The 26,729-nt window shown below is 26.3% G+C and carries 29 protein-coding genes and 1 pseudogene; 13 read left to right on the top strand and 17 right to left on the bottom strand.

The genetic code is table 11. The features are described from left to right. Positions 1-308: 308 nt before the first annotated feature. The 6 genes from I1A51_RS09885 to I1A51_RS09865 form a co-directional block, all read right to left on the bottom strand. Positions 309-1,778, bottom strand: a complete 1,470-nt coding sequence (locus I1A51_RS09885) for a leucine-rich repeat domain-containing protein (protein ID WP_196893453.1) — start codon at positions 1,776-1,778, stop codon at positions 309-311. Next, the gene (locus I1A51_RS09880; RefSeq protein ID WP_196893451.1) at positions 1,778-5,230 is read right to left on the bottom strand and encodes an RHS repeat-associated core domain-containing protein; all 3,453 of its coding nucleotides are present in this window, start codon (positions 5,228-5,230) and stop codon (positions 1,778-1,780) included. The genes I1A51_RS09885 and I1A51_RS09880 overlap by 1 nt, the downstream gene beginning before the upstream one ends. 255 nt (positions 5,231-5,485) lie before the next feature. Next, positions 5,486-6,037, bottom strand: coding sequence for a hypothetical protein (locus tag I1A51_RS09875; protein WP_196893449.1), 552 nt, complete (start codon positions 6,035-6,037; stop codon positions 5,486-5,488). 226 nt (positions 6,038-6,263) lie between these two features. Further along, positions 6,264-6,479 (bottom strand): DUF7220 family protein, encoded by a 216-nt coding sequence (locus tag I1A51_RS17775; RefSeq protein ID WP_449500864.1) that lies wholly within the window; start codon positions 6,477-6,479, stop codon positions 6,264-6,266. Next, entirely contained in the window at positions 6,469-7,191 is a 723-nt protein-coding gene (locus tag I1A51_RS09870; RefSeq protein WP_196893447.1) for a metallophosphoesterase family protein, read from the bottom strand. Before I1A51_RS09870 ends, I1A51_RS17775 begins: the two co-directional genes overlap by 11 nt. Positions 7,192-7,257: 66 nt before the next feature. Beyond that, entirely contained in the window at positions 7,258-8,109 is an 852-nt protein-coding gene (locus tag I1A51_RS09865; RefSeq protein ID WP_196893445.1) for a helix-turn-helix transcriptional regulator, read from the bottom strand. Between the two features lie 345 nt (positions 8,110-8,454). Between I1A51_RS09865 and I1A51_RS09860 the strand changes: the two genes are divergently transcribed. The 7 genes and pseudogenes from I1A51_RS09860 to I1A51_RS09830 all read left to right on the top strand — a co-directional run bounded on the left by I1A51_RS09860 (position 8,455) and on the right by I1A51_RS09830 (position 13,862). Next, positions 8,455-8,916, top strand: a complete 462-nt coding sequence (locus I1A51_RS09860) for a hypothetical protein (RefSeq protein WP_196893443.1) — start codon at positions 8,455-8,457, stop codon at positions 8,914-8,916. A gap of 303 nt (positions 8,917-9,219) precedes the next feature. Next, positions 9,220-10,110, top strand: a complete 891-nt coding sequence (locus tag I1A51_RS09855; RefSeq protein ID WP_196893441.1) for a restriction endonuclease — start codon at positions 9,220-9,222, stop codon at positions 10,108-10,110. Positions 10,111-10,273: 163 nt separating this feature from the next. After that, positions 10,274-11,026, top strand: a complete 753-nt coding sequence (locus I1A51_RS09850; RefSeq protein WP_196893438.1) for a class I SAM-dependent methyltransferase — start codon at positions 10,274-10,276, stop codon at positions 11,024-11,026. Positions 11,027-11,028: 2 nt separating this feature from the next. Continuing rightward, a complete protein-coding gene (locus tag I1A51_RS09845) occupies positions 11,029-11,676 on the top strand; it encodes a peroxiredoxin-like family protein (RefSeq protein WP_196893436.1) in 648 nt (215 codons plus the stop codon). 128 nt (positions 11,677-11,804) lie between these two features. After that, positions 11,805-12,446, top strand: a complete 642-nt coding sequence (locus I1A51_RS09840) for a fatty acid desaturase (protein ID WP_196893435.1) — start codon at positions 11,805-11,807, stop codon at positions 12,444-12,446. Between the two features lie 21 nt (positions 12,447-12,467). Continuing rightward, a pseudogene (locus I1A51_RS09835) lies at positions 12,468-12,587 on the top strand (fatty acid desaturase); the annotation flags it as partial. Between the two features lie 39 nt (positions 12,588-12,626). Then, positions 12,627-13,862 (top strand): hypothetical protein, encoded by a 1,236-nt coding sequence (locus tag I1A51_RS09830; RefSeq protein WP_196893431.1) that lies wholly within the window; start codon positions 12,627-12,629, stop codon positions 13,860-13,862. 28 nt (positions 13,863-13,890) lie between these two features. On the opposite strand, the gene I1A51_RS09825 is transcribed toward I1A51_RS09830, so the two are convergent. Beyond that, a complete protein-coding gene (locus tag I1A51_RS09825; protein ID WP_196893429.1) occupies positions 13,891-14,403 on the bottom strand; it encodes an O-acetyl-ADP-ribose deacetylase in 513 nt (170 codons plus the stop codon). A 60-nt stretch (positions 14,404-14,463) separates the two neighbouring features. Further along, the gene (locus I1A51_RS09820) at positions 14,464-15,024 is read right to left on the bottom strand and encodes a YdcF family protein (RefSeq protein ID WP_196893427.1); all 561 of its coding nucleotides are present in this window, start codon (positions 15,022-15,024) and stop codon (positions 14,464-14,466) included. A gap of 135 nt (positions 15,025-15,159) precedes the next feature. Between I1A51_RS09820 and I1A51_RS09815 the strand changes: the two genes are divergently transcribed. From I1A51_RS09815 to I1A51_RS09805, 3 genes are all read left to right on the top strand, one after another. After that, a complete protein-coding gene (locus I1A51_RS09815) occupies positions 15,160-15,609 on the top strand; it encodes a MarR family winged helix-turn-helix transcriptional regulator (RefSeq protein ID WP_196893425.1) in 450 nt (149 codons plus the stop codon). Between the two features lie 71 nt (positions 15,610-15,680). After that, positions 15,681-16,313, top strand: coding sequence for an NAD(P)H-dependent oxidoreductase (locus tag I1A51_RS09810; RefSeq protein ID WP_196893423.1), 633 nt, complete (start codon positions 15,681-15,683; stop codon positions 16,311-16,313). A gap of 6 nt (positions 16,314-16,319) precedes the next feature. Next, entirely contained in the window at positions 16,320-16,682 is a 363-nt protein-coding gene (locus tag I1A51_RS09805; protein WP_196893421.1) for a DoxX family protein, read from the top strand. Between the two features lie 345 nt (positions 16,683-17,027). Here the strand turns inward: I1A51_RS09805 and I1A51_RS09800 are convergent, their stop codons facing one another. Next, positions 17,028-17,426: a hypothetical protein gene (locus tag I1A51_RS09800; RefSeq protein ID WP_196893419.1), complete on the bottom strand. Its 399-nt coding sequence runs from the start codon at positions 17,424-17,426 to the stop codon at positions 17,028-17,030. A 330-nt stretch (positions 17,427-17,756) separates the two neighbouring features. Here I1A51_RS09800 and I1A51_RS09795 point away from each other — a divergent pair, with 330 nt between their 5' ends. Further along, on the top strand, positions 17,757-18,236 hold the full coding sequence (locus I1A51_RS09795; RefSeq protein ID WP_196893417.1) for a nucleoside deaminase: 480 nt from the start codon (positions 17,757-17,759) through the stop codon (positions 18,234-18,236). A gap of 35 nt (positions 18,237-18,271) precedes the next feature. Here the strand turns inward: I1A51_RS09795 and I1A51_RS09790 are convergent, their stop codons facing one another. The 7 genes from I1A51_RS09790 to I1A51_RS09760 form a co-directional block, all read right to left on the bottom strand. Beyond that, complete coding sequence (locus I1A51_RS09790; RefSeq protein ID WP_196893415.1) at positions 18,272-19,288, bottom strand: endonuclease/exonuclease/phosphatase family protein; 1,017 nt, start codon at positions 19,286-19,288, stop codon at positions 18,272-18,274. A gap of 2 nt (positions 19,289-19,290) precedes the next feature. Further along, entirely contained in the window at positions 19,291-20,136 is an 846-nt protein-coding gene (locus I1A51_RS09785; RefSeq protein WP_196893413.1) for a rhomboid family intramembrane serine protease, read from the bottom strand. Positions 20,137-20,139: 3 nt separating this feature from the next. Beyond that, positions 20,140-20,880 carry a rhomboid family intramembrane serine protease gene (locus I1A51_RS09780; RefSeq protein ID WP_196893406.1) on the bottom strand — a complete coding sequence of 247 codons (741 nt, stop codon included), beginning with the start codon at positions 20,878-20,880 and terminating at the stop codon, positions 20,140-20,142. Beyond that, positions 20,881-22,986: a DNA mismatch repair endonuclease MutL gene (gene mutL / locus I1A51_RS09775; protein ID WP_196893404.1), complete on the bottom strand. Its 2,106-nt coding sequence runs from the start codon at positions 22,984-22,986 to the stop codon at positions 20,881-20,883. A gap of 7 nt (positions 22,987-22,993) precedes the next feature. Then, the gene (locus tag I1A51_RS09770) at positions 22,994-23,290 is read right to left on the bottom strand and encodes a hypothetical protein (protein ID WP_196893402.1); all 297 of its coding nucleotides are present in this window, start codon (positions 23,288-23,290) and stop codon (positions 22,994-22,996) included. Positions 23,291-23,377: 87 nt separating this feature from the next. Then, the gene (ribH, locus tag I1A51_RS09765; protein WP_196893400.1) at positions 23,378-23,863 is read right to left on the bottom strand and encodes a 6,7-dimethyl-8-ribityllumazine synthase; all 486 of its coding nucleotides are present in this window, start codon (positions 23,861-23,863) and stop codon (positions 23,378-23,380) included. Between the two features lie 6 nt (positions 23,864-23,869). Next, a complete protein-coding gene (locus I1A51_RS09760; protein ID WP_196893398.1) occupies positions 23,870-24,646 on the bottom strand; it encodes a tetratricopeptide repeat protein in 777 nt (258 codons plus the stop codon). A 115-nt stretch (positions 24,647-24,761) separates the two neighbouring features. Between I1A51_RS09760 and recF the strand changes: the two genes are divergently transcribed. Further along, positions 24,762-25,841 carry a DNA replication/repair protein RecF gene (gene recF / locus I1A51_RS09755; RefSeq protein WP_196893396.1) on the top strand — a complete coding sequence of 360 codons (1,080 nt, stop codon included), beginning with the start codon at positions 24,762-24,764 and terminating at the stop codon, positions 25,839-25,841. Positions 25,842-25,888: 47 nt separating this feature from the next. Continuing rightward, entirely contained in the window at positions 25,889-26,185 is a 297-nt protein-coding gene (locus tag I1A51_RS09750) for a DUF721 domain-containing protein (protein ID WP_196893394.1), read from the top strand. Here I1A51_RS09750 and I1A51_RS09745 read toward each other — a convergent pair. After that, a complete protein-coding gene (locus I1A51_RS09745; protein WP_196893393.1) occupies positions 26,177-26,728 on the bottom strand; it encodes a hypothetical protein in 552 nt (183 codons plus the stop codon). The two genes, I1A51_RS09750 and I1A51_RS09745, sit on opposite strands and share 9 nt — an antisense overlap. Between the last annotated feature and the right edge of the window lies 1 nt (position 26,729).

The raw sequence follows: 26,729 nt of genomic DNA, 5'->3' as shown, positions 1-26,729 counted from the left end.
TCTTAATACAGTAGTTTATTGCCATGATTATTGTATTAAGATTTTTTAAAAATTCACTCTTCAAAATGTTATTTATTATTTCATCAAACTTAGTCTTTACACAAACATTAATATAGATGGATAAAAATTTCACATTCTAAAATAAATTGAAATCACAATTAAGAGACTACTTGCAACTATAAAAACTTTAGATAATTATTTAAGAAATATTGGAGCTTATCTTCCAGAAGATTATTCTAAAGATTTTACGATTTATTTTTAATAACAAAAAGCTCCAATTAACATTGGAGCTTTTATATTTTTATTTCTTAAAAAACTATTTTCACATTATCAGGAATTTTTCCATCTATTTTTTTGATTGGATTTCCTATTAGATAAATTGTACAATTTCCTTTTATCTTTTCTAGCCAATTTATATCTATATGTTTTATATTATTTCTAGTTAAAATAAGCTTTTCAAGTCCTAACATTTCATCTGAAACTTCATTTATTGAATTATCTATAAGAAATAATGTTTTTAAATTATCAAAAGGAATATCTTTAAAATCTTTTATTTGATTTCCTCCAATATTTAAAAACTCTAACTTTTTCAAGTTTTTAATCTCACTAAAATCATTAGTATTAAAACCTATTAAATATAATTTTTTAAGATTTTTTAAATTCTTTAAACCTTCTACTTTAGAAAATTTGTTTTCAGATAAATTCAAATATTCTAAATCTACTAAAGAATCTAAGCCTTCTACTTTTGATAATTTATTTTTTGATAAATCTAAATATTCCAATTTATTCAATTCTTCTAAACCTTCTATCTTAGATATTTCATTTTCTTGTAATTCTAAAGTTTTTAATTTCTTTAATTGGTTTAATCCTTCAATTTTTGAAATTTTATTATCATTCAAAATTAAAGTTTCTAAATTTTCTAAAGATTCTAAGCCTTCAATCTTAGTTAGATTATTACTCTCTATTCTCAGTATTTTTAAATTCTTTAATTTTTCTAAACCTTCTATCTTAGATATTTCATTACTAGTCAAATTTAATATTTCGAGATTTTCAAAATTCTCTAAATTTTCTATTTTCAGAATATCATTAGAACTTAAATTTAATTCCTTCAGATTTCGGAGATTTCTAAAACCATTTATTTTTTCAATAGAACAGTCTGATAAAATAAGTTTTTCAAGATTTGGAAATTTATCAAAGTTTCTAATTTTGGATTTTTCATAATATGGAGTTCCATCCAAATTTAAGTAATGTAAGTTTTCCATAATATTTACATCTTCAAAACTTTCTATATCACAACAACTCAATATTAAAGTTTTTAACTTTTTTAAAGATTCTAAACCTTTAAAAGTTGAAAGTTCATAATTAAAACTTAGATTTAAATATTCTAAGTTTTTTAATTTCTTAATGTATTCAAAATCATTTTTATCATCAATCTCTAAACCACATAATTTTAATTCTTTTAATTGAATTAATTTTTCTAAATCCTTTATTTTTAAATCTAATTCATCCCAATTATGAATAAATAATTTTTTAAGCTGTTTAAAATCTCCTATTGATTTCAAGCTTTTTATTTCACAATCTATTAAGGATAAAAATTCAAGAGAATTTAATACCTGAGCAATTAATTCAAAATCTTTAATAGTAATTTCTCTTAATTCTAATGCTATTATATTTCCTTTTACATCTGTATCAAATGTATTTTTAAATGGATGAAATGTTTTAGATTTTATAATTTTTGTATTAAATTCTTCTTCTATTCTCTTTATGACATTCTCCATCATTTACATTGATTAGGCAATTTATCAAATCTATTATAAAAATCATCTCCATGAACATGAACACTTGGATTAATTTTTTCAATTAATCTTTGTAAGTATCTAAAACAATCAATTCCTGCATCCATATCCCAAACTTTTTGATTAAACTGTCCACTTTCTACTATAGATTTTATAGCATTTTCAATCATTTTCTTCTTGTTTTTACCTTTTTTATTAACTCTAATTACTCTTTTATTTTCATCTGCTATCTCATCTAAGTTAACCATTGTATTCTCCTTTGTTACAATTTTAGTTCCTAAATCATCACCTGATAAATGAGTAAACATTGATTTTCCTTTAGAATTCGTAAAATATGCATAATAATGTACACCTGTTTGAGAATTTTCAGTAAACACTCTAACAATTGTTAATGTTTCAAATAACCCCAAAGGATCTAAATAAGCCCCAACATCCGAAACATAAGAATACATATTCGGCATTCCTCCAGCAAGCCCAATCGGATCCTGAGAAATAAACGTTCCTATATCTGTACAATAATAGCGAAAACGATTGTAATACAAGCCTGTTTCATGATCATGATATTGTCCTTGATATCGAAATGGAATAAAAGAACGTTTCCCTTCAATACTTCGAACTTTTCCATAAATATCCAATTCACATGACCATACTTTTTGACCGTTTTTATCGTAAGCAGCAGTCGGTGTTCCTAAGTAATCTGTGATAATCGAATAACTTTGCTCATTTTGAAGCTTCGCAATCGGTACAAATGTTCCTTCCTCAAAAACCCAAGTAATCAAATCTTTTGGAATCTCTTGTTGTAATTCTCCATTTTCATTAATACTCCTTGTAGTTTCCTCTGTTTTACAAGTCCATTGATGAATCGGAACATCTCCATTCCAAACAAAATATGTAGTTTCTTCTCCAAAAGTTTTGGTCAATCTTCTTCCTAAAGCATCGTATGTAAAACTAACTTTTGCTCCATCAGGACGAACAACTTCTCCAAGCATTCCTTTCTGATTCCAATGATATTTCCATTTCTCAAATAGATTCGATTTCTCTATTAAATTCCCTATCGCATCATATTTATACTTGAATTTCTCATCTTTTAAAAGCTGCCCTGCTTCTCCATATTTTCGATCTTTCTTTTCTGGAGTTTTAAACAAATTACCAACTTCATCTGGTAGCTTATAAATTTGTTTAAATCTATCATAAGTTCCATAAGCCAAATTCCCAAATGCATCATGATGAAATAAAACTTCTTTGTTTTGCAATTCATCAATTATCGCTGTCAATCGATTATTGACATCCCAGTGATACGATTTTTTGATAGACATTTTCTCATGAACACTCACACTATGTCTTTTCGGACGTCCTGAACTATCATACAACCACTGTGAGCGTAATCCTCCTGGTAGAGTTCTCTCTAATTCTAATCCTAATTCATTTCTTAAATATCCAACCTCCCATTTGCTTTCTTGCTGAGTAGCACTTGTATGAACAATATCTCCTTGTTTGTCACGCGTAACTTCAATATTTGCTCCCAAACTCGAAGTAATATTTGTTCGCTGACCTTGCCTGTCATAGGTACTTTCAATACAAATATCATTTTGATATTCCTTTAAAACGCGACCTAATGCATCTCGCTCCAAACGAACATTTCCATGAATATTTGCCGCTTCTATAAGTAATCCATTTTTGTCATAAGTGAATAATTCCTCACTCTTATCATCATGAATTATCTTGCTGATATTTCCTAAAGTATCATAACTATAATTTGTAATTTTATGATCAGGAGTAATCACTTTTTCCACATTTCCTCCTGCATTTCGGCGATATTCTCGTTTTAATCCATCATATCCACTTTCTTCAATCAAATTCCCTAATTCATCTCTTTTAAAGTGATAAATGTTTTTATGTTCATTTGTAATCGAAAGTAATTGATCATTTTTATCATATAAAAATTGAATCTCTGTATTATTTTCCGAGCGACTAAGCATTCTTCCTGTTGGACTATAAGAAAATGCAACATCATGATATTTATCTTTTGCTTTGACAATATTATCCATCGCATCATATTCAAAATCTACATGATTTCCATCCTCAGTGTCTACAGTTTTTACACGTCCTAAATCATCATACTGAAAAAAGGATTTTATCTTACTACCTGCAACCTGCTCTACTTGTCCATTTTTATTGTATTTCCATGCAACTTCTCGACCATTTTCCATCGTCATTTTCTCCACACGACCTCTTTTATCATAAGATAAATCAATCTCTGAGCCGTTGGATTCCACAATTTTAATCAATAAATCATCCTTATATTTAAAATTACTTACATCTCCATCTGGTCCAATTTTAGAAGTCAATAAGCCTCTCTCATCATATTCCCAAATCCAAACTGCATCATTCGGATTTTTAGCCATTGTCAAACGATTATTCTCATAAATAAACTGACTTGTTGCCCCATTTGGCAAGCGAATCGAAGTTTGATTTCCATAGTCGTCATACCCATAATAAGTATGTAATCCCATCTTATCGGTATAACGAATAATTTCATTATCAATGTTAAATTCCCACGATTCTGAATTCCCTAAAGCATCTGTCGTTTGAATAATCTGACCACCTGAAATTGTATGCACAGTTTTCGCGCCTAAAGCATCCGTTACAATCGTTTTTCCTTTTGCAAAAGTGAATTTTTCGTTTAAAATTTTTGTATCATATCCTCGCTCAATACATTTTGGATCTTCTGATTTTTCTTCATATTTCCAAAATTGTTTTGCGCCATTGGCATTTATTTTTTCAATTAATAAAGCACCATCATATCCGTATTGCGTTTCTTGCCCGATAGAATCAATTGCTTTTAAAAGCTTTTTGTCTTCTGAATATTTATAGCGAACAAGATCTTTTTCTTTATTGTAATAATGATTAAAAGTAAATACAGATTTTAGCAATCCGTTGGCATAATAAGTCACAAAAAATTCTCGCTGCGTACTATCGATTATCTTTTCTAATTTCCCTTCTCGATTATAAGAAAAAACAATTTCAAAACGCAAACGTGAGATTTTACTTAGCAAAAATCGACGTCTAGTTGTTGAAGAAAATAAACTTACTTTTTCCTTGTAGTGATAAGTTAAATTCGCATTGTAATCTTCTATTTCAATACCATCTTTAGTATGGCGATAAATAATTTTATCTTCATTTAAAACAGCCTCGTCACCAAGACTCAAATAAGGCATTTCTAGAATATTTCCATTATCATTTTGCCAGAAAAAACTATCTAATGCTTCATCTATCTCCACATATTGATCGTAATTAAAATGCCAATGTTTGTGGTAAGTGTCTTCCCTCTCTACAAAGGAAAATATATTTCGCGTCCAACGAAAAGGAATTGGGCCATCGTAAAAAATATCTTCTTCATGCAATACAAATTCTCCAGTTACTAAATTAATCATATAAGCAATCTTTTAACTATATTAATATAAATTATTAAAATTTAATAGCTAATATAATTATTCAATTTACTTTTGTAAAATATTTTAAGATATTTATTGTAAATAAAAGTTTTTCTTTCTGAAGATTATTCTAAAGTTTTTACAATTGATTTTTAAAATATCATATTGCTTTATAAAGAAAATCATATTAGTTATTATTATAATTCTAACATAATTTTCAATTGTTTAACTCTCATTTAAATTATTCACAGATATTTATTTTATAAAAGTTTTATTATCATTTTTTACTATTGTATCAACGTAATTTGAAATATCTATTTCTTTTAACTTATCTTTAGTGAGTTTATAAAATTTTGTATCACTTCTTAAATGAATTATATATTTATAATTTTTAAATTTAAATTCATCAGGAACTTCTTTTTTAGCTTTATTATGATTTAATATAAATTTACTATAATCTTTTGCATCTAATAAAACTATAGGATATTTTTCCATATAAAAAAATCTTGTATTTCTCACTTGTGAAAACACTGTAGAAGTATCAGTTTTTGTTTGATATTCAATTATGCTAAATAAATCCAAATGTGGAGTTAATTTAAAGGCTATAATTGTATCTAAATTTATTCTATCAATATAAATTTGATAAATCGATTTTGACACTTTATATGGAAAATCTTTTTTAATTGGATTTTCATTTATATATTCTATAAGTTTTAATTTAATATTTTCATTTAAAATTATATTATCCGATTTTTTCTTACAATTAAAAAATATCATTAATAAAAGTAGAAATGCAATTTTTTTCATGATTTAAAATGTTTTCTTTTTTCCGAATTGTTCTATACCTCTTATTTTTATTCTAATTCAATTTTATAAAAAACTAAAATCAATTATTTCACAACTCTTTTCATAACTTTATTTATAAGGTATTCATAGCATTAGAATCACAAATCTAAAATATTCACTTTATAAAAACAATAAAACAGACATCAACTTTTTGTTTATGGAAAATTTTTTATAAACACTCAATAATCTAAATTTCACATTGTCTTTTATTAAAATACCTTCTCAAGATATAATTTCTTAAGATACTTAATACTGTTAGGTAGATTGTTAATAAAGTATTTTTCCCTATATGATTTTCAATTCCCAAAAAAGGAAATATAAGATTTAGTGAAATTATTGTAATTAAAAATCCTACAGATACATTTACTAAACTTTCTATTAATGATTGTTTTTTAGTCTGCATAGTCAAGTAGATTAATTTCGGAAGTAAGATTTGTATTTTCAATCTGAATTATTCTATATCCAGAAATTGTTTTATCTATTTCAATTTTATTCAAATCTTTTTTTATTTGAAAAGCAACCGCAGGTGTGATAAATTGTTTTAAGTTTTTATGAAATGAAGTATTTTCTAGATGATAATGACCGCAATAAATGATGATTTCATTTTTCACATCTGTTAAAATCTCAATAAGTCTATCACGATTTATTAATTTTCCTATTTCATCTACTTTTAAATCTAATTTGATAATTGGGTGATGAATAAAAATAATAATTGGTTTGTCTGATTTAAGTTCTTCTTTCAACCAAATAAGTTGTTTTTCATCAATAGCTCCAGAAGAAGAATCTAAATAAATAAATTTAAAACTTCTATGATTTTGACTCCTATATATTTTTTTCGAATGATAATTTAATCCTTTTTTATAGTATTTAGAAATTTCTAAAAATTTATCATGATTCCCTAAAGTAATAGAAAAATCAATATTTTTCATCTCGTTAAAAAAGTAAGAAATTCCTTCTCCTTCCCCAATATCTCCAGTACAAACAATTTGTTTAATATTATTCTTTTTGATATCATTTAAAATATAATCCAACCTTTTTCTTACTGTTATTTTATCTTTAAATGGAAAATCTTCATCAAGATGTAAATCTGTAATATGCGCTATTTTTGTAATCATTTTTATAATTTATATGACCAAAAATAGTTCGATTTAAAAATCTTGTTTTGTAAAATCTTGCTGATTTTAAAATAACTTTCGAAATTCACTTGGCGAGTATCCAATATATCTTTTAAATGAATTTGAAAAATATGCTGTATTATCAAAACCACAATTTACAGCAACTTCAAAAATAGTTTCTTTTGTAGATTTTAGTCTATTTTTCGCATGCTCTAAACGAATTGTTGTTAAGTAATCAAGAGGAGTATTTTTATTAATTTCTCTAAATAATCTATGTAAATAATATTTACTAATTCCAATATCTCTACTAATTATATCAAGAGTTATTTTTTCTCTAAAGTTGTCATTTAAATACTCTTTTGCATCCATGATTAATTTATATAATTCTCTCTTAGTATCGTGTTTTACTATTTTTAAATTAGCAAAATTAGTGTCAATAGAAATTTGTTCTTGGACTATTAATTCAGAGATTTTAATAAATAAATCATCTATTTGTTCCATCAAAAATATTTGATTGTTTTCATATAAATATGCAATCTCTTTAAGCAAGATATTAATATTTTGATTTGAACTTTTTTGAAGTATCTCAAGAAATTTAATTGAATTATTCTCTTTAGAATTAAAATGAAATATTTCATTAATTAACTTAGAAGATAGAAATAAAGATATTCCTTTAGTTCCTTTTTTTGCTTCCGTCGTAATTAAATTATCATCATTTAAAATTAAATATTGATTTTTTTTGACTTCTATATCGCAATGATTCCAATTATAACTTTTTAATCCATCAATAACATATTTTATTGTATAAGTTGATTGATATGAAATTGATATATCTTCAGAATGATTAGAATATAATAGTTTATTTTCTAGTTGATTTGAAAATTTAGGAAAAGATGTTATTTCTTCTAATTGAATCATCTTAAAAATGTTTTAGCATGGATTATTAAGATTCACATTTTATAAATGAGAAATTAAACTTCAAATTTAAAACATTCTTTTTATATGAGATAAATCAACATTCCATCAATATTCATTTTTGGACAAAACTGAACAAATTTAGACAAACACAGCCAAAAGTGGACAAAAGTGGACTTTTAGTATTATCCTAGTATCTCTTCATTGGTTGTTTTTGGAAAAAATATAAATTATTAACAGATTATAATCTATGACTTTAGCTAATTGTTCAAAAAACTTACACCCATAATATTTTCTATTTAACATTTTCATATATTCGGTTATTATAACCTACTAAACAAAATTCTAATGAAAAGAACAATTATAACAATCTATGGAAGAGCTAATGAAGGAAAGTCTGAAACAATAAAAAAAGTTTTTAAAAATTTATTTATAGAATTTCCTCAGGCTAAACTAATAAAAGAAAAATTTAAAGATTCTAACGATATTTATAAAGTAATAAAAATTGATAATATTGTAATTGGTTTTGAAAGTGAGGGTGATCCTAAAAGTAGAGGATTAAAAACACTTAGTGAATTAGCAAATGAAAAAATACAAAATGAAAAAAAAGGTTGTGATATAATTATCTGTGCTTCTAGATCAAAAGGAGAAACTGTTCATAATGTATTAAATGTAGCTAAAGAACATGAATATAATGTAATTTGGATAAGTAGTTTCTTTAGCAGACAATTAAATACAGAATTTTTGAATAAAAGAGCTAGTGAAAATATTATTGAAATAATTAAAGGTTTGATTTTAGATAAGCTTTAAAATTCAATCATTTCGGATTCCCGTAATTTTTTATAAAATTAATTATTTTCTTTTGCTAATTAATAATCTTTCATTTTATATAGAATGAAAATTATTATTAATTTTAATTTAAACTATTATAATCGATTTTAAGAGATATAAATAGTTTTTTTGATTTTTATATTTTAGAATCTCAATTATTTTGTAGTCAAAAATTCAATATTAATTACACATAATATTGAAGAAAAACAAAGAATAAATCCCCAAATTAATAAAATATAAGCTCGTATCTGTATTATTTATTTTAAAAAAACTTCATAAAAGATGGAATTACCTAAATATCATGAAACTTTTATCCCTGTATTAAATATTTTAAATAAAGAAAAATCTTTAAAAAGTAGCGAACTAGCATTTAAAGTTCGTGATAAATATTATTCTAATCTTTCTGAAGAATTACTAGAACAAAAAACAAGTTCTGGAGCAAATGTATTATTAGATAGAATTTTATGGGGAAAATCATATTTAAAAATGGGAAAGTTTGTTTCTTATCCAAAACGTGGAATTGTACAAATAACCGAAAAAGGTAAAAAAAGACTAAAAATACAAAGCTTATCACTTAAGGAATTACAAAATGATATTGATTTTATAAATTATCGAAATTCTATTAAAAAAGAGAATCTAAAAATTGATTTAGAAAAGATAAAAGATGATGCTTCTCCACAAGATTTGATAGATTCTGGTTTTAAATCAATCGAACAAGAAGTAAAAACAAATTTATTAGACAAATTGAAAGAAATTAATCCCTATTATTTTGAAAAAGTAATTTTAATATTATTAAAAAATATGGGATATGGTGACTTTATAGAAACTAAAAAATCTAATGATGGTGGAATAGATGGAATTATAAATGAAGACAAATTAGGTTTAGAAAAAATCTATACTCAGGCAAAAAGATATGATGAGGCAAAAGTTAGAGAGAAAGATATTAGAAATTTTATAGGAGCTATGAGTGGAGATACAAGAAAAGGAGTTTTTATAACTACTTCTACTTTTGATGATTCTGCTATTAAAAAAGCTCGTGAGGCACATCATACTATTATATTAATTGATGGTTCTAAACTCGTTGATTTAATGCATCAATATAATGTAGGAATTCAGGTTAAAACTACATATGAAGTTAAAGAACTTGATAATGATTTTTTCGAAGAAGAATAAATCTTTTAATAAAAAAAGCCTATTATGTTCGAAGTACATTTTGATAATATTAAAGAAAAAAACTTAGACTCCACTTTTCCATTTATTATAGATTTATTTTTAATTAATAAAGTTTTCTTTCTCTTCTTCTTTTTCTAAATTTATATTATTAAAAATCAACAACATGAAAGAAAAGAATTCAAAAAAACCAGTTTATAATGAAATCGCTTCTTCTTATGCAGAATCGAAAAAGTTATTATACAGAAAAATGATTGAAGAATATAATTTATTCAAAATCGCAGGAGATATTTCTGGAATGGAAATTTTGGATTTGGCTTGTGGAGATGGTTATTACTCTAGAAAATTAATGGAACATGGAGCAAAAGCTGTTTTAGGAATTGATGTTTCAGATGAAATGATTAAACTTGCCGAGCAACATGAAGAAGAAAATCCTCAAGGTTGTTGTTATATGGTTCATGATGTTTTGTCTTTGGAAAAAGTGAAAGAATTTGATATGGTAAATGCAGTTTATCTTTTAAACTATGCAAAATCAAAAGAAGAACTTCAAGAAATGTTACATTCAATTTCTTCTAATTTAAAGTCTAAAGGAACAATTTTTGGTTATAATTTTAATCCTTTTTATCGCTTTACATATTTTGAAGAAACCAAAAAATATGGATTCACAGTAAACCAATATGAAAGTCGAAAAGAAGGTGATCCAATTTACCAAACTCTCTATAATGAAGATGGAACGGAATGTGGTTTTGATACAAGATATTTGAACCCATCAACGTATGATGAATGCTTTAAAAAAGCTGGTTTTAAGAATTTTAATTGGCAATTGACAACCATGGAAGATTCTCAATTTAGAAATCCATTTTGGAAAGAATTTCTTAGTGATCCTCCAATTATTGGTTTTTCAGCAATAAAAAAATAGTGATGACATTACAAGAAAGTTTAGCAAAACTAAAAGCAAAAATAGAAAGTGGGCTTCCAGATGAATATATAAAAATCATGCATCAGACTACAAAAGGTTTAAAAGATTCTGGAATTGAAAATTCAATTTTAAAAGTTGGTGATTTTTCTCCTGAATTTACTTTACCAAATCAAAATAATGAAAAAATTTCTCTTTCTGATTTATTGAAAAAAGGTCCTGTAATTATTACATTTTATCGAGGAACTTGGTGCCCATATTGTAATACAGATTTAAATTATTTAAAAAGATATAAACCAGAATTTGATGCTTTAAATGCACATTTAATTTCTATTTCACCTCAAATAATTAAGTATAATAAACAAATTGTAGAAAGACATAAATTAAACTTTGATGTTTTGAGTGATTTAGGAAATGTTGTTGCAAATAAATTTGGTTTGACATGGCAAATGAAAGATCCTTTAAAATCTCTTTATACTAAAACGTTTGACATTCAAATTCCAAAATATAATGGAGATGATTCTTGGACTTTACCAATTCCTGCAAGATTCATCATTGGAACGGATAAAATTATAAAATATGTTGAATATTCTATTGATTATACAAATCGCCCAAATCCAGATGTATTAGTTCCAACTTTAAAAAAATTATAATTGAAAAACATTACAGAACATCTATAAATCTGTAATGTTTTTTTATTTTCTTGATTTATCTTTTTAGATAATTTATTTTTGAAAAAACTAGCTTTTAGTTTTAAAAAATAATTGAAAAAAAAGGAACTATGACACATCAAGAAATTATTAAAAAAATTGAATGGAAAGATTTAAAAAAGCTAAATACAAAAGAATTATTAATTGAAAATAATATTACAATTCCATGGTTTTTATTTTCTATGTTTTTAGCTTTTTATGAACATTATTTATTAGCAATCCCATTTTCTGCATATTTTTTTCTGACAAGCTTAAGGCAAGTTCATAATGGTTTACATAATTCTTTAGGAACAAGTAAATTCTTAACTTGGTTTACTTTATTTAGCAATAGTATTTTGATAATAACTTCTAATCATGCTTTTAAATTTAATCATTTACGTCATCATAAATATTGCTTATCTGAAGAAGATCAAGAAGGAAAATCTGCGCACATGACTTGGTATCAAGCTATTTTTTATGGTCCAATTCACTTGATAAAAATTCACACAATCACATGGAAATTGGCAAATAAAAAATATAAGAAAAATATGCTTTTAGAATTATTTGCAATTGGATTGTTTATTTTCTCTGCTTTTTATTTTCAACTTATTTGGTTGCAATATCATATTTTGATGATGGTTTTAGGAGAATTTTTAATGTCATTTTTTGCTGTTTGGTTAGTGCATCATGATACTTCCGAAAAACCTGAATTTGCAAGAACACAAAGAAATTGACTCAAAAATAAATTAACTTTTGGAATGCTTTTCCATTTAGAACATCATTTATTCCCTGCTGTTCCAACAATTAAATTACCTGAATTAGCTAAAAGAATTGATAAAAGTTTACCTGAAATAATTAAAAATAAAACGTTTTAAATAAAAATTATTTAATACATTCAGCAAAAATCTATTAACATGAAATTGTATTATAAAATCTCTTTTATTTTTGTCTTTTTACTCTTTAGCTGTAATCAAAATAAATCTAAAAACAATGCTGAAAATCAAGAAATATCTACAAATAAAAACAATGAAAATAAAAGTATCAAAACGGAACCTTATTCTAAATATTTATATGTAAGTGCTAAATCTGGACTTAACTATAGAAATGTTCCAAAAGGAAAAGTTTTAGGAAAATTTCCTTTAAATCAACTTTTAAAAATTGTCTCACGTACAAATATCACTGAAGAAATTAAAGATGAAAATGAAATCATCAAAGGAGAATGGCTTGGCGTTGAATATGAAAAGGATACTGTTTATGTTTTTAATGGATTTTTATCACCTTATATCACTCCTTCTGATATAGATATTTTTCTTATTTCATCAATGAATACAACAGGAGATGAATATATTTCTACGATAAATGTTTCAGAAGTTGTAAATCTTGATTCTAAACATCCTATTTTAAAAAGTAGAGATTTATCGAAGAAGTATATTCGTTTAAATTCCAGTCAAAAAAAATCATTTTATAAAAGTATTCCTTTTTCAGAAAAAGATACAATTTATGTTTATGACTATTCTCATGAAAACATCCTAAAATCTCCAGTAAGCGAATTAGATATTGTAGCAACTTTAAGTGGTTATATAGATAATAATCCTCCTTATGATGCTTATGATTATTATTATAGTTTTGATGTAGATGCATATCCTTTTCAAGAGCATAGTTATGTTTTTATTGGTAAAGAAAACCCATTTCAAACAAATCAATTAGAAGAAATTATTTGGAAAAAAATACCAAAAACTGAATTTCCAAAAGAATTTTCATTAGATCTTATAAAATCAAAGAAAATTAAACAATGGTTTGAAGGAGCAACTCCTGGAGATTCATATAAATTCAATTATAAACATTTTGAATATTATATTCAAATCCTAAAAAAAGAAAGCTATTTAGAACAAAGATATTTCATTATTAAAGATACTATCTCCAATAAATTTATTTTTGAAACAGTACAATATAATTCAGAAGGTTCAGAATTAAATTCACTTATAACAGAAGATTCAAAATATAGCGGATCTCAATTAACAGGAACTTTGTTTAAAAACAAACCACCTGTGATTTTCGGATTTTATACGGAAAGTTTTGGTTGTACAGGATTCACATTTTTAGATAAATTAGAACCTCCAATTACTATTAGATGTGATAATAGACATTAAAAAAAGCACAATTAAGTGCTTTTTCTTTTTATTTTTTGTTTAAAATATTTTCATAGATAGAATAATTTTCTTCATCATAACAAACGAAAATTACTTTCTTAACAATTGTAATTTTACTATTTTTTATTGTTTTTATAGCAATTTCGGCAGCTAACTGTTTTGGAAAACGATAAATTCCTGTGCTTATATTTGGAAAAGCTAAAGTTTCTAACTGATTTTCTTCCGCTAATTTTAAAGAATTTATATAACAATTTTCTAATTTTTGTATTTCATCGGATTTTCCATTATTCCATCTTGGTCCAACAGTATGAACCACTTTTTTAGTCTTTAATTTTCCTGCATTTGTTATCACAGCTTCACCAACTTTGCAACCTCCTTGACGATTTCGGATTTTGACACATTCTTCTAAAATTTCTTTTCCTCCTATTCTATGAATTGCTCCATCAACTCCTCCTCCACCTAAAAGTGAAGTATTTGCTGCATTTATAATTCCATCAACTTCCTGTTTGGTAATGTCTCCTTTAATTAATTCTATTTTCATTTTAAAATTTTATTTGAACTATAATTTATAGAATCATTATTTATAAAAATTTATTGTCTTTTAATACATTAAATAATATTTCAAATAACCGAAAAACTCTCGAAACAACGAATATATATCTCTTATTTCAAAATATTTTGCATGACTTCCTTTTATATTTTTAAAACCGAATTGTTTAAAAGCTAATTTGCTTCTTTTCACATGAAAAAATTGAGAAACTACCATAATTTCTTGGTCCAAATTATTATTTAAACTAAAATTTTTTGCTGTTAGTCTTGTTGTATTTCCATGATTATCTACAATAATTTTATCAGAATGAATTCCTTTTTTAACCAGATAATTTTTCATTACAGTCCCTTCATAATGTCCTTCTTTTCCAAAACCACCGCTAACAACAATAGTATTTGTTTTATATTTTTGAAACAAAGAAAAAGCTTCATCTAATCTAGATTTTAATCGATTTGAAACTTCTCCATTTTCATGTACAGTAGTACCTAAAACAACAATAGTTGCATTTTCTGAAATCAGTTCATCAGAAAGTCCATCTACAACAATACTTATTTCTAAGGCAATAAATACAATAATTCCAGATACTAAAGCAATTTTAAATGCTTTTTTCATTTTTAAATCTTTTAATGCAAAATAACAGATTTTAATTTTTTTTAAAACACTATTTTCTCTTTTTTAAATTATTTTTCAAAATAATATTTTACATGAAAAATAATTTTATACCTTTGTCAAAGAAAGATTTTAGAAATGGCAAAAATAGACGACGAAGTAAAAACAAAATTTATGAATGATAAACATCGTTTTATCACTAATTTGATATTTACGTCTAATTGGTTTCAAAAACAATTTGAAGAATTTTTAAAACCTTTTCATCTTTCATCTCAGCAATTTAATATTCTTCGAATTTTAAGAGGAAATGGAGATTGGGTAACGATGAATGATATAAAAAGTTTAATGATTGATAAATTTCCAAATACTACTCGACTTTCGGATAAATTATTGGAAAAAGAATTGATCGAACGCAGAAGAAGTGATTCTGATAGAAGAATTGTGTATTTAAAAATCACAGAAAAAGGTATGAATTTACTGACTGAAATTGATGAAGCTGACAATCAAGAACATTTAAATATTATCGAAAAAATCACTGAAGAAGAAGCTAAAATGTTTAGTGATGTTTTAGATAAATTAAGAGAATAAAAAATTTTACTCTAATATTTTTCATGTAAAATATTTTCATGTGTAATAAATAAAAATTTAAAACTAGAATTATGAATATTATTGAATCTTTAAAATGGAGAGCTGCTGTTAGAAATTTTAATTCAGCAAAAAAAGTAAGTCAAAAAGATGTGGAAACACTTGTAGAAGCAGGAAATTTGACTGCAACTTCTATGGGTTTACAGCCTTTTAAAATTATTGTTTTAAACAATGAAGAAATACAACAAAAATTGGTTCCATTTTCATATAACCAAAAACAAGTTGCGGATGCTTCTCATATTTTAATTTTTGCAATTGAAACAGAAATCAACCAACAAACAATTGAAAATTATTTTCAACGTACCATAGAAATACGAAATGTGGAGGCAAAAGATTTTGAAAATCATAAAAATTCAATGAGTAATTATCTTTCTATGATGGATGAAGAAAGAAAAAGAAGTTGGGCAACAAATCAAACATATATTGCTCTTGGAACTGTAATGGCGGCGGCGGCTGATTTAAAAATTGATTCTTGTGCAATGGAAGGATTTGAGCCAGAAAAATACCAAGAAATTTTGAATTTAAAATCAGAAAACTTGCTTCCTGTAGTAATTCTTCCAATTGGATATCGATCAGAAGAAGAAAAAATGGCGGAGCTTCCAAAAGTTCGAAAAGCATTAGAAAATTTTGTAATTACTAAAAATTAAGATATCATGGAAAAACGAAACTTACTTATTTATCGAATTGTAACTGGCCTATTTTCTCTTTTAGTTTTAATAGGTGTTAGTCAATATTTTTTCAATCATGAAATGGTAAAAGAAATGTTTACAAATTTACATTTCCCAACCTATTTAATTTATCCAATGGGAATTGCAAAATTAATTGGAGTAATTGTAATTTGGTTTAGTAAATCGAATCGATTAAAAGAATGGGCTTATGCAGCATTTGTTTTAAATCTTTTATTAGCAATTTCAGCGCATTTAAATGTTCATGATAATGAATATTTTGCATCTTCAATTGTTTTAATTTTGATACTTGCCTCTTATTTCTTTTATCGAAAATTGGAAACAAAATAAATTAGAATTGGAGATTAATTAAGTTTAATCTATTCTAAAATTTCTTGTAAAATAAAACTTCTAAAAAAGGCAATTCTAAATTAAGAATTGCCTTTATTTTTAATATTCTATTTATATTTCTTCTCCCACTGAGTAGGCGTTAGATTTTCTGTATCTTTTATTTTTACATACTTTTTATAAGTAAAAAAAGTAACTACTACTATACAAACAGTAGAAACTATGGCAACATTTTTCTTTTTATTATTTTTCATCAATTTTTAATTTTTCATAGGTTATTAATTAAAATTTTATGAGCAGCTCTACAATCATGCTGAATAAAAAATTAATAAATAAAGAGTTTTTTTACTAAACAGAAGCAACTTCTACTTTTGAATTAAAATTTTCAATATTATAAAATTCTTGTTGAGAATCATTAGAAACATACATTTCTGGATATTTTTGAAGAATTTCTTTTAATAAAATATTCAATTTTTCATCTAATTCAACTTCGTATTGAATTGCCATATATGTTTGAATATTTCTATCTTCTTTTTTATAAGAATATTTCTCATTTGTTTTTTGTTTAGTAAAACTGAAACTAATTAAATAATCATAGGAATAATCTGTATAAAAGTCGATATCTGCATTTTTATACGTGTCCTTTTTTACGATGATATAATTATATTTTTCCCCTAAATCTTCTAATTCTTTTAAAATTACTTCTTTGTTTAATGGCTTTTCAGTAAATAAGATTTTTTCTTTCATAACATTATTTTTTAAAATCAATTTTGTTCATTATAATTTATTTTCAAGCGAAAAAGTCGTTTTTAAGTAGACAAACAAATCTATCATAGCTATTTAACTTTTTCAAATTATTCTACCTTTTAACAAACTTAAAAAAATTTTAATTATAAATCACATGATTCATATTTGATTTAATTTTTAATTAAAAAAGAATATTTAATAACAATTACTTAATGATTTTTTAGTTTTATTCTAATGCATTTTTATGAAATCTTGATTTTCAATAGTTAAAAATTTAGGAATTCTCTAAGAATACTTTAAATTTGTACGTTAAAAAATTTTACGAAGAATATGTGTAAGAATAATGATGAAAAGTTCATGTCTGAAGCAGTAAAAGCTGCATTAAATGGAATGAACAATAATGAGGGTGGACCTTTTGGCTGTATCATTGTAAAAGATGGTGAAATTGTAGGAAGAGGGAATAATAAAGTAACTTCTACAAATGATCCTACTGCGCACGCAGAAGTTACAGCGATTAGAGATGCTTGTAAAAACTTAGGTAGCTTCCAGTTAGATGATTGTATTATCTATACTTCTTGCGAACCTTGTCCGATGTGTTTAGGTGCAATTTATTGGGCAAGACCAAAGAAAGTTTTTTATGGAAGTAACCATGTTGACGCTGCAAATATTGGATTTGATGATCAGTTTATCTATAAAGAAATTCCTTTACCATACGAAGAAAGAAGTATTCCTTTTGAGCAATGTGGAAGAGAATTTGCTTTAGAGCCTTTTCAAAAATGGACAGAGAAACAAGACAAAATTGAATATTAAAATAATAAAAGAGATTGATTTTTTCAGTCTCTTTTTTATTTCAGCTCTACTTTTGCTGTAATTGGAAAATGATCTGAATAATCTAAAGGATAAACTTCAAATTCATCAACTTCATAAGTTTCGTCAACTAAAATAAAATCAATTCTCACGGGAAATGGATAGTTAAAAGTTCTACCAAAACCTTTTCCTGCTTCGATAAAAGCATCTTTTTTTGCTCCTTTTAATTTATAATAAACCCAAGAAAAAGGCGTATTATTAAAATCTCCGCATAAAATAGTTTTATATGGTGAACCTTTTTCATGATTTAAAACTTTTAAAGCTTGAGCTCCTTGCCTTTCAAAAGCATTTGCAACACGATTATGCAGTCTTTTTCCATCTTTTTGACCAAAATTTTCTTTAGAAGGATTAATTTTAAGTGATTCCAAATGAATATTATAAACTCTTAAAATTGTAGTATCAATTTTTATATCAGCGAAAATGGCATCATTATTTGTGTTTTCAAAATTCAAAACTCCTTTATTAATAATTCGATGTTTAGAAAAAATTGCTTGACCAAAATTATTTTTCTTGTTATGAATTTGAACGTATTGATAAGGATAATCTAAATGGATATTTTTATCTGGATGGTATTCTTGAAAGCAAATAATATCTGGGTTTTCTTCATTGATAAAATTTGCTATTTTCTTATCAATTCCCTCTTCTGGAATCCATTTATAAAGATTAAACATACGAACATTATAGCTCATCACATCAATCGAAGTTTCTTTCTTTACAAATTCTTTTTTACGCATTTTAAAAAAAGAAGGAAAAATTGGAAGTCCAACCAAAAACAATAAAACAGGAAGAATCACTTGTTTTTTAAGACGAATTAACCAATAAATCATAAAAAGTAAATTGACTGAAATAAGAACTGGAACAGCTAAACTAAACGCGGAAATTGCAGCAAAATGAATTGGGTTTATAAATGGAAGTAAATAGGAAATTAGTAAAACTACTCCTACAATACTATTTATAAAAAAAATTATTTTATCAAGAAATGATAAATCTTTCATTGCTATTTCTTTCCTTCGTTAAATAAAAACTCCTTTTCCTCTGCTGATAAACTATCATATCCAGATTTGCTTATTTTATCCAAAATCGCATCAATTTTATTTTGACGTTCTTTTGGTGAATAACTTCTTGGTGTCTTTCTTTGATTTGATTTATGAACCGTTTTTAATTTCGATTTTGATGAATTTACATTCTTTCTAAATGAAAAAATTGTTTGCATCAAAACTTCAAACCATTTTCCAATGTCTATATTTTTTTCCAATCCTTTTGTATAAACAAAACCTAATAAAGCTCCACCTAAATGTGCTATAGAAGTTCCTGCATTAACTGTTCCTAATTGAAATAAATTTAAAGCAATCCAAATAATTGCGATAAAAATAATTTTAATTGGTCCTAAAAAACGGACATGGAAAGAATATTGTGGAATTTTTGTTGTAATTCCCACTAAAATAGCTGAAACTGCGGCAGAAGCTCCACCTAATGGAAATGCAGAATTATAAGGTTGAATCTGATAAAATACTAAGAAAAATAAAGCTCCAGAAAGTAATCCTAAAAAATAATAATTAAGAAATTTCTTAGGTGTAAAAAAATCAAGGAACAAGTTTCCAAAATAATATAAAACCAAAAGATTCGAAAGGATATGAAAAAAACGAATGTGGAAAAACCCATAAGTAATCGCAGTCCAAGGTCTTGTTAAGAACTTTGAAAAAGTTGTTGGCAATGCAAACCAATTGACAAAAAACGGAATATTTATAAAAGCAATTAAAAAGAAAAGAACATTCAAATAAATAATCTTTTCATTAATCGATGCTTTATTATAAGCATGTTTTATGTCATTTGCGATACTCATTTATTAATTCCAACGATTATGATTAAACTGATTTTTTTTCCAATAATAAGCCATTATAAATCCAAATAAAGCTCCACCTAAATGTGCAAAATTTGCGATTCCAAAATTATAACCACTTACTCCCATGAATAAATCTAATAAAATTAATACAGGAATAAAATATTTTGCGGAAATTGGAACAGGAAAGAATATTAAAGCAAGTTTTGCATTTGGGAAATACAATCCAAAAGCTACTAAAACTCCGTAAACAGCTCCTGATGCTCCTACAGCTGTCGAATTAAAAGTTCCCCAAAATTCACTGAGTTTTTTTTCTGAAATATGTTGTAAAATTGAAGTATTATATTTTCCTTCTGTAAGAATTGTATTAATATCTGTAGCTGTTAAACCAATATTTTTTAAATCATCATAAATAGAAATATATTGATAATAGTTCGCAAGCGTATAAATCGCTCCTGCTCCTAATCCGGCAGAAAAATAGAAAAACACAAACTTTTTTGTTCCCCAAATCTGCTCCATCGGTGTCCCGAAAGCCCATAGAGCATACATATTAAACAAAATATGAAAAATAGTCGTTTGACTATGCATAAACATACTTGTAATATATTGCCAAAAACCAAATTCTGGATTTAATGGAAAATGTAATGCTAATGTATTTTGTAAACCTGGATTAACAAACATTGTTATCAAAAACATAATCACGTTTATGATAATCAGATGCTTTACAGCTTCGGTAATTCTATTCATTTATCTGAATCTTTTATCTATCTCGTCTAAAGATACCGAAATAAAAGTGGATTTCCCAAATGGAGAAACATTCGGTTCTTTACATAAGAAAAGTTTATTTACAATTTCTTCTTGCTCTTTATTTGTCAAAATGCTTCCTGTTTTAATTGCTAAACTTTTAGCCAAACTTTTAGCCATAATATCTAATTGACTAAAACTTGTTTCAGGAACTTCATTTTTTATGTCTTCTAATAATTGTTCTATTATTATGAGTACTTGTGATTCCGTAATACTTGTCGGAATTCCAGATACTGTAATTGTATCTTCTGAAATATTTTCAAAAACAAATCCAATATTCTCTAAATCTAATTGAATTTCTTTTATCAAAGTGATATCTGTTTTCGTAAAAACAACATCTAAAGGAAATAAAAGTTGCTGACTTGCAGCTTCTTTCACTGTAATATTTTCTAAATATTCTTCGTATAAAATTCGCTGATGTGCTAATTGTTGATTGATAAAAACTACTCCAGATTTTATCGTACTAACAATATATTTTTTATGAATTTGATGTGTTTTATTTACAGTAATATTTGGTTCATCATCAAAAAGTGTTGGTGAAACAACTTCTGCCTGCACATCAATAAAATTACTCTTGGAAGGAATTACAAAATGATCTTCATTCGTTTCTTCTTTTTTCGAATCAAAATCTGTAAATGAAGTTTCAAATAAATTTTCTTGAGTATCTGTTGGTAATGTTCCCATTTTCGACTCAAAAGTAGTATTCACTTCTTCATCAGAAATTTTATCAAATTTAGATTCAAATAAATTAGATTCTGTTTCTGGTAATTTATCTAGTTTTGATTCAAAAGTATTCGAATTTTCTTCTGGAAGTTTTCCCATTTTAGATTCAAAACTCGTCACAGATTCTTCTGTCGGAGAGGTATCTACATATAAACTCTCCCAAGAATTTGTTTGTTTGGGAATTTTGAAATTATTCGAAAATGAATGCTGTTTTTCCTCTGCAAAAGGATTAAAATTTGGATCTACTTTAATTGTTGGCGAATTTACAGATTGTGTATTCGGCGTATAAGGAGAATCCATGGAAGTATCTCTATCAAAATCTAACACAGGCGCAATACTATATTGTCCTAAACTATGTTTAATTGTAGAGCGTAAAATCGCATATAATGTTTTTTCATCTTCAAACTTAATTTCAGTTTTTGTCGGATGAATATTTACATCAACACTATTTGGTGGAACATTTAAATATAAAAAATACGTAGGAAAAGCATCTTTAGCCAATAATCCTTCAAAAGCAGAAGTTACTGCATGATTTAAATAGGTACTTTTTATAAATCGATCATTCACAAAAAAGAACTGTTCTCCACGTTTCTTTTTTGCATATTCTGGTTTTGTTACAAAACCTGTAATTGTAATAATATCTGTTTCCTCTTGAATAGGAACTAATTTTTCATTTGTTTTCGTACCAAAAATTGCAACAATTCTTTGTCTTAAATTACTTTTTGGTAAATAGTAAATTTCACTTTGATTATGATATAAAGAAAAAGAAATTGCAGGATGTGCCAAAGCAACTCGTTGAAATTCATCTACAATATGACGCATTTCAACTGTATTAGATTTTAAAAAATTTCTTCTTGCAGGAATATTATAAAATAAGTTTTTTACTGAAATAGCTGTTCCTTTTGCAGTAGAAACTACTTCTTGATTCACAACATCACTTCCTTCAATTTTTATCAAAGTTCCTAACTCATCTTCTTCTCTTCTAGTACGAAGTTCTACATGAGCAATTGCAGCAATGGAAGCCAAAGCTTCACCTCGGAAACCTTTTGTTTCTAAAGAAAATAAATCTTTTGCATCTCTAATTTTTGAAGTAGCATGTCTTTCAAAAGAAAGTCGAGCATCCGTAGCACTCATTCCAATACCATTGTCAATGGTTTGAATTAGTGTTTTTCCAGCATCTTTTACAATTAATTTAATATCAGTAGCTCCAGCATCAATAGAATTCTCTAAAAGTTCTTTAACTACAGATGCAGGACGTTGCACAACTTCACCTGCAGCAATTTGATTTGCCACATGATCTGGTAGTAACTGTATTATATCTGCCATTAATTTTTTATATAAATCCAAGTAAATAAGCTACAATTGCAACCAAAATTGTGATGATTATAGCCAATCTTCTATTAGATCTTCTATCCACAGCCATACCTTTATGACGCTTCCAATCATCTTTTAAGTTATTCTTGGTAAGTGTAACTTTTATTTCTTCATTTGACGAATTTTCCGTAGCCTCTCCTTCTTTTTTTTCATATTTCTTTTTTAATTCCTCAAGACGTTCCTTTCTCGGATTGTAATATCGAGGTTTATAATCAAACACATAGTTTGCACGAGGTTTAAAGGCATTAAAAAGCATAATCTTTTTCTTTTTACGGTTGATTAACCAAAGTTACTTAATTAATCCAAAGTTCTCAAATATTATACCAAGTATAATATGTTAAATTTATTCAGTTTCTCGCTTTAAAACTGCCATTTTGATTGCTGCCACAGCACACTCTACGCCTTTATTTCCGAATTTACCTCCAGATCTGTCAATAGATTGTTGTTTCGTATTGTCAGTAAGCACACAAAAGATAACTGGAATGTCTTGTTGAACATTCAAATCTTTAATTCCTTGCGTTACTCCTTCACATACAAAATCAAAATGCTTTGTTTCTCCTTGGATTACATTTCCAATTGCAATAACTGCATCTAATTCTTTTGTACTAACCATTCTAGTACAACCATAAATAAGTTCAAAACTTCCTGGAACATCCCAACGTACGATATTTTCATCTGTTGCACCATGTTCTTTCAAAGTGTCAATTGCACCCTGACAAAGGTTTTCTGTGATATCTGAATTCCATTCAGAAACAACAATCCCAAATCGATAGTTATTCAAATTTGGGATTGTTGATTTATCATATTTTGATAAATTTTCTGTTGCCATTACAAATTATTTTTGAGCAAATTTCGCTTTATTGATATATAAATCGATGTCTTTTCCTTCGTTTGAAGAAGGATACTCGTTTTTAATTTTTGTAAAATATTGTTCTGCTTTTGCAAAATTATTTAAATCCATTGCTGTTAATGCAGCTTTGTATAAAAATAATGGAGTTGTAAAATCGTTTGCTTTTAAGTTTGCAGCTTTTTCGTAATAAGTAAGAGCTTGCTCTAATTGCTCTAAATTAGCGAAAGCATCTCCAATTGCTCCAGTAGCAGTAGGAGCTAATATTTCATCATCAGCAGTGAATTTATCTAAAAATTCAATTGCTTTTTGGTATTCTTTTAATTTTAAATAAGAAACTCCAGCGTAAAAATTTGCTAAGTTTCCTGCCTTTGTCCCTGAATATTGAGAAGCTACATCTTCAAATCCAAATCTTCCATCAGCACCTGTTAATCCTAATCTTAATAAAGAATCATTCGCTACTTCTGTTGTAGTAGCTTCTGTAAAATATTGTTTTGGATATGCTAAATCGTCAGCTGCTTTTGATTCGTTAGGACCAGCAATAAATTTTTGGTAACCTAAAAATCCTAATACACAAACAACGACAACACCAATTGTACCATAAATGGCTTTTTGATTCTTCATTACAAACTCTTCCGATTTAGAAGCAGTTTCATCTAAAGTATCAAAAACTTCAGCTGTTGTACTGTGTTCTTCGATTTCTGGTTGCTCTTGTTCAACAACTACCTTTTTCTCCTTAGTTGGTTTCTTTTTGTACGTTGCCATATGTTATTTTTAATTTAGTAAGCGCAAAAGTAACTTTTTTAATTGAAAAGTAAAAACACATTATTATCAAAATTATTAATAATTTGCGATTTATTTTAAGAACGGGAAATTGTATATGTATTTACAAAAAATAACATTGTTTAATTTTAAGAATTTTGAATCCGAAACTTTTGAGTTTGAATCCAAAATAAATTGTTTTGTTGGGAATAATGGTGTTGGGAAAACAAATGTGCTAGATGCAATTTATTATCTTTCCTTTGCAAAAAGTTATTTTAACCCTATTGCTTCTCAAAACATTAGACATCATCAAGATTTTTTTATGATTGAAGGAGATTATTTTATAGATGGTGAATCTGATAAAATAATTTGTAGTTTAAAAAAAGGGCAAAAGAAAATTTTAAAGAAAAATGGAAAAATCTATGAAAAGTTTTCTGATCATATTGGTTCTGTTCCTTTGGTAATAATTTCACCTGCGGATAGAGATTTAATCGTAGAAGGAAGTGAAAGTCGACGAAAATTTTTGGATGGTGTTATTTCTCAATTGGACAAACCTTACCTTCAAACCTTAATTTCTTATAATAAAGTTTTATCTCAGAGAAATGCTTTGTTGAAATATTTTGCTGCAAATAGAACTTTCGATGCTTTAAATCTTGAAATTTATAATGAACAACTTTGTGATTTAGGAAAAATAATTCATGAAAAAAGAACGAAATTTATCAAAGAATTTATTCCGATTTTTCAAAAATGGCATGCTGTAATTTCTGAAAACAAAGAAACAGTTTCTCTAGTTTACAAATCTAAATTAAATGAGGAATCATTGGATATTTTATTGGAAAAATCTTTAGAAAAAGACAGAGTTTTACAATATACAAGTGTCGGGATTCAGCGTGATGATTTATCTTTTGAAATTGATGGTTTCCCTATTAAAAAATTTGGTTCGCAAGGACAACAAAAAACTTATTTAATCGCTTTAAAACTTGCACAATACGATTTCATCAAAAAACAATCTAATCGACTTCCTATTTTGCTTTTAGACGATGTTTTTGATAAATTAGATGCAACTCGTGTTCAACAAATTGTTAACTTAGTAAACGACGAACAATTTGGGCAAATCTTCATAAGTGATACACATTTTGAAAGAACCGAAAAAGTAGTAAAAGAAACCAAACAACCTTATAAAATAATTAAATTATAATTTGTTTCTTTGCAAAAATTCTAATTAACTTTTAATTCAAATCCAACATGGCAAAACGACAAAATGATTCTTTTTCTATAAAAGATTTAATGGATGCTTTTATTCAAGAAAATAATTTAAAACGAGGTTTTGTTAAAATTAATGCACAAGAAGCTTGGGTGAAAATTATGGGAAATGGTGTAAATTCTTATACCGAAAATGTAGAATTAAAAGGAAAAACAATGATTGTCAAACTTTCTTCTTCTGTACTTCGTGAAGAATTAAGTCATGGAAAACCAAAAATAATTGAAATGCTAAATCGCGAAATTGGAGTAAATACAGTAGAACAATTAATTTTAAGGTAAAACTTCTTTGAAAAATAAACTATCATTTACAATTACAGGTTGATACACATTTGTTTCCACTTTTCCTGTTGGTTTCATATTTGTATCAGATTGTTTGAAAAGTGGAAATTTCCAATAAATTTTTCCATTTTGAAAATAAATAGAATCATGTCCCATGTAACCTTCTGTTGAAATTGGTGGAAAAGAAACATATTTTACTTTTCTATTTGTTTCAATTCGAAACGGGTAAATATGTTTATACGCTCCACTTCCAGCAGAATAAGTTACAAAATAAAGAATCGTATCATTTCCTATTGGTTGTCCATAAATTGTTTCAATAGGATCTATTTCTTTATGAAAAATCACAGAATCTGTATCTACTTTTGAAACTTCAAAATCACTCAAACTCATTGATTTTTTAATTTCACTAAACAAAAATCCTCTAAAAAAATTGTCTTTTGTAACATATCTTTTTACTTCTCCAGTTTTCAATTCTTTTTTTGTTTTATGTTTACAAGAAAAACAAAGAAAACTGATTAAAAATAGCAAGTAGATTTTTTTCATG

It is taken from the genome of Aureivirga marina (genome assembly GCF_015767265.1).
Taxonomy (GTDB): Bacteria; Bacteroidota; Bacteroidia; order Flavobacteriales; family Flavobacteriaceae; genus Aureivirga; species Aureivirga marina.
The sequence above is the reverse complement of the archived record's forward strand: the minus strand, read 5'-3'. Positions and strand labels throughout refer to the sequence as shown.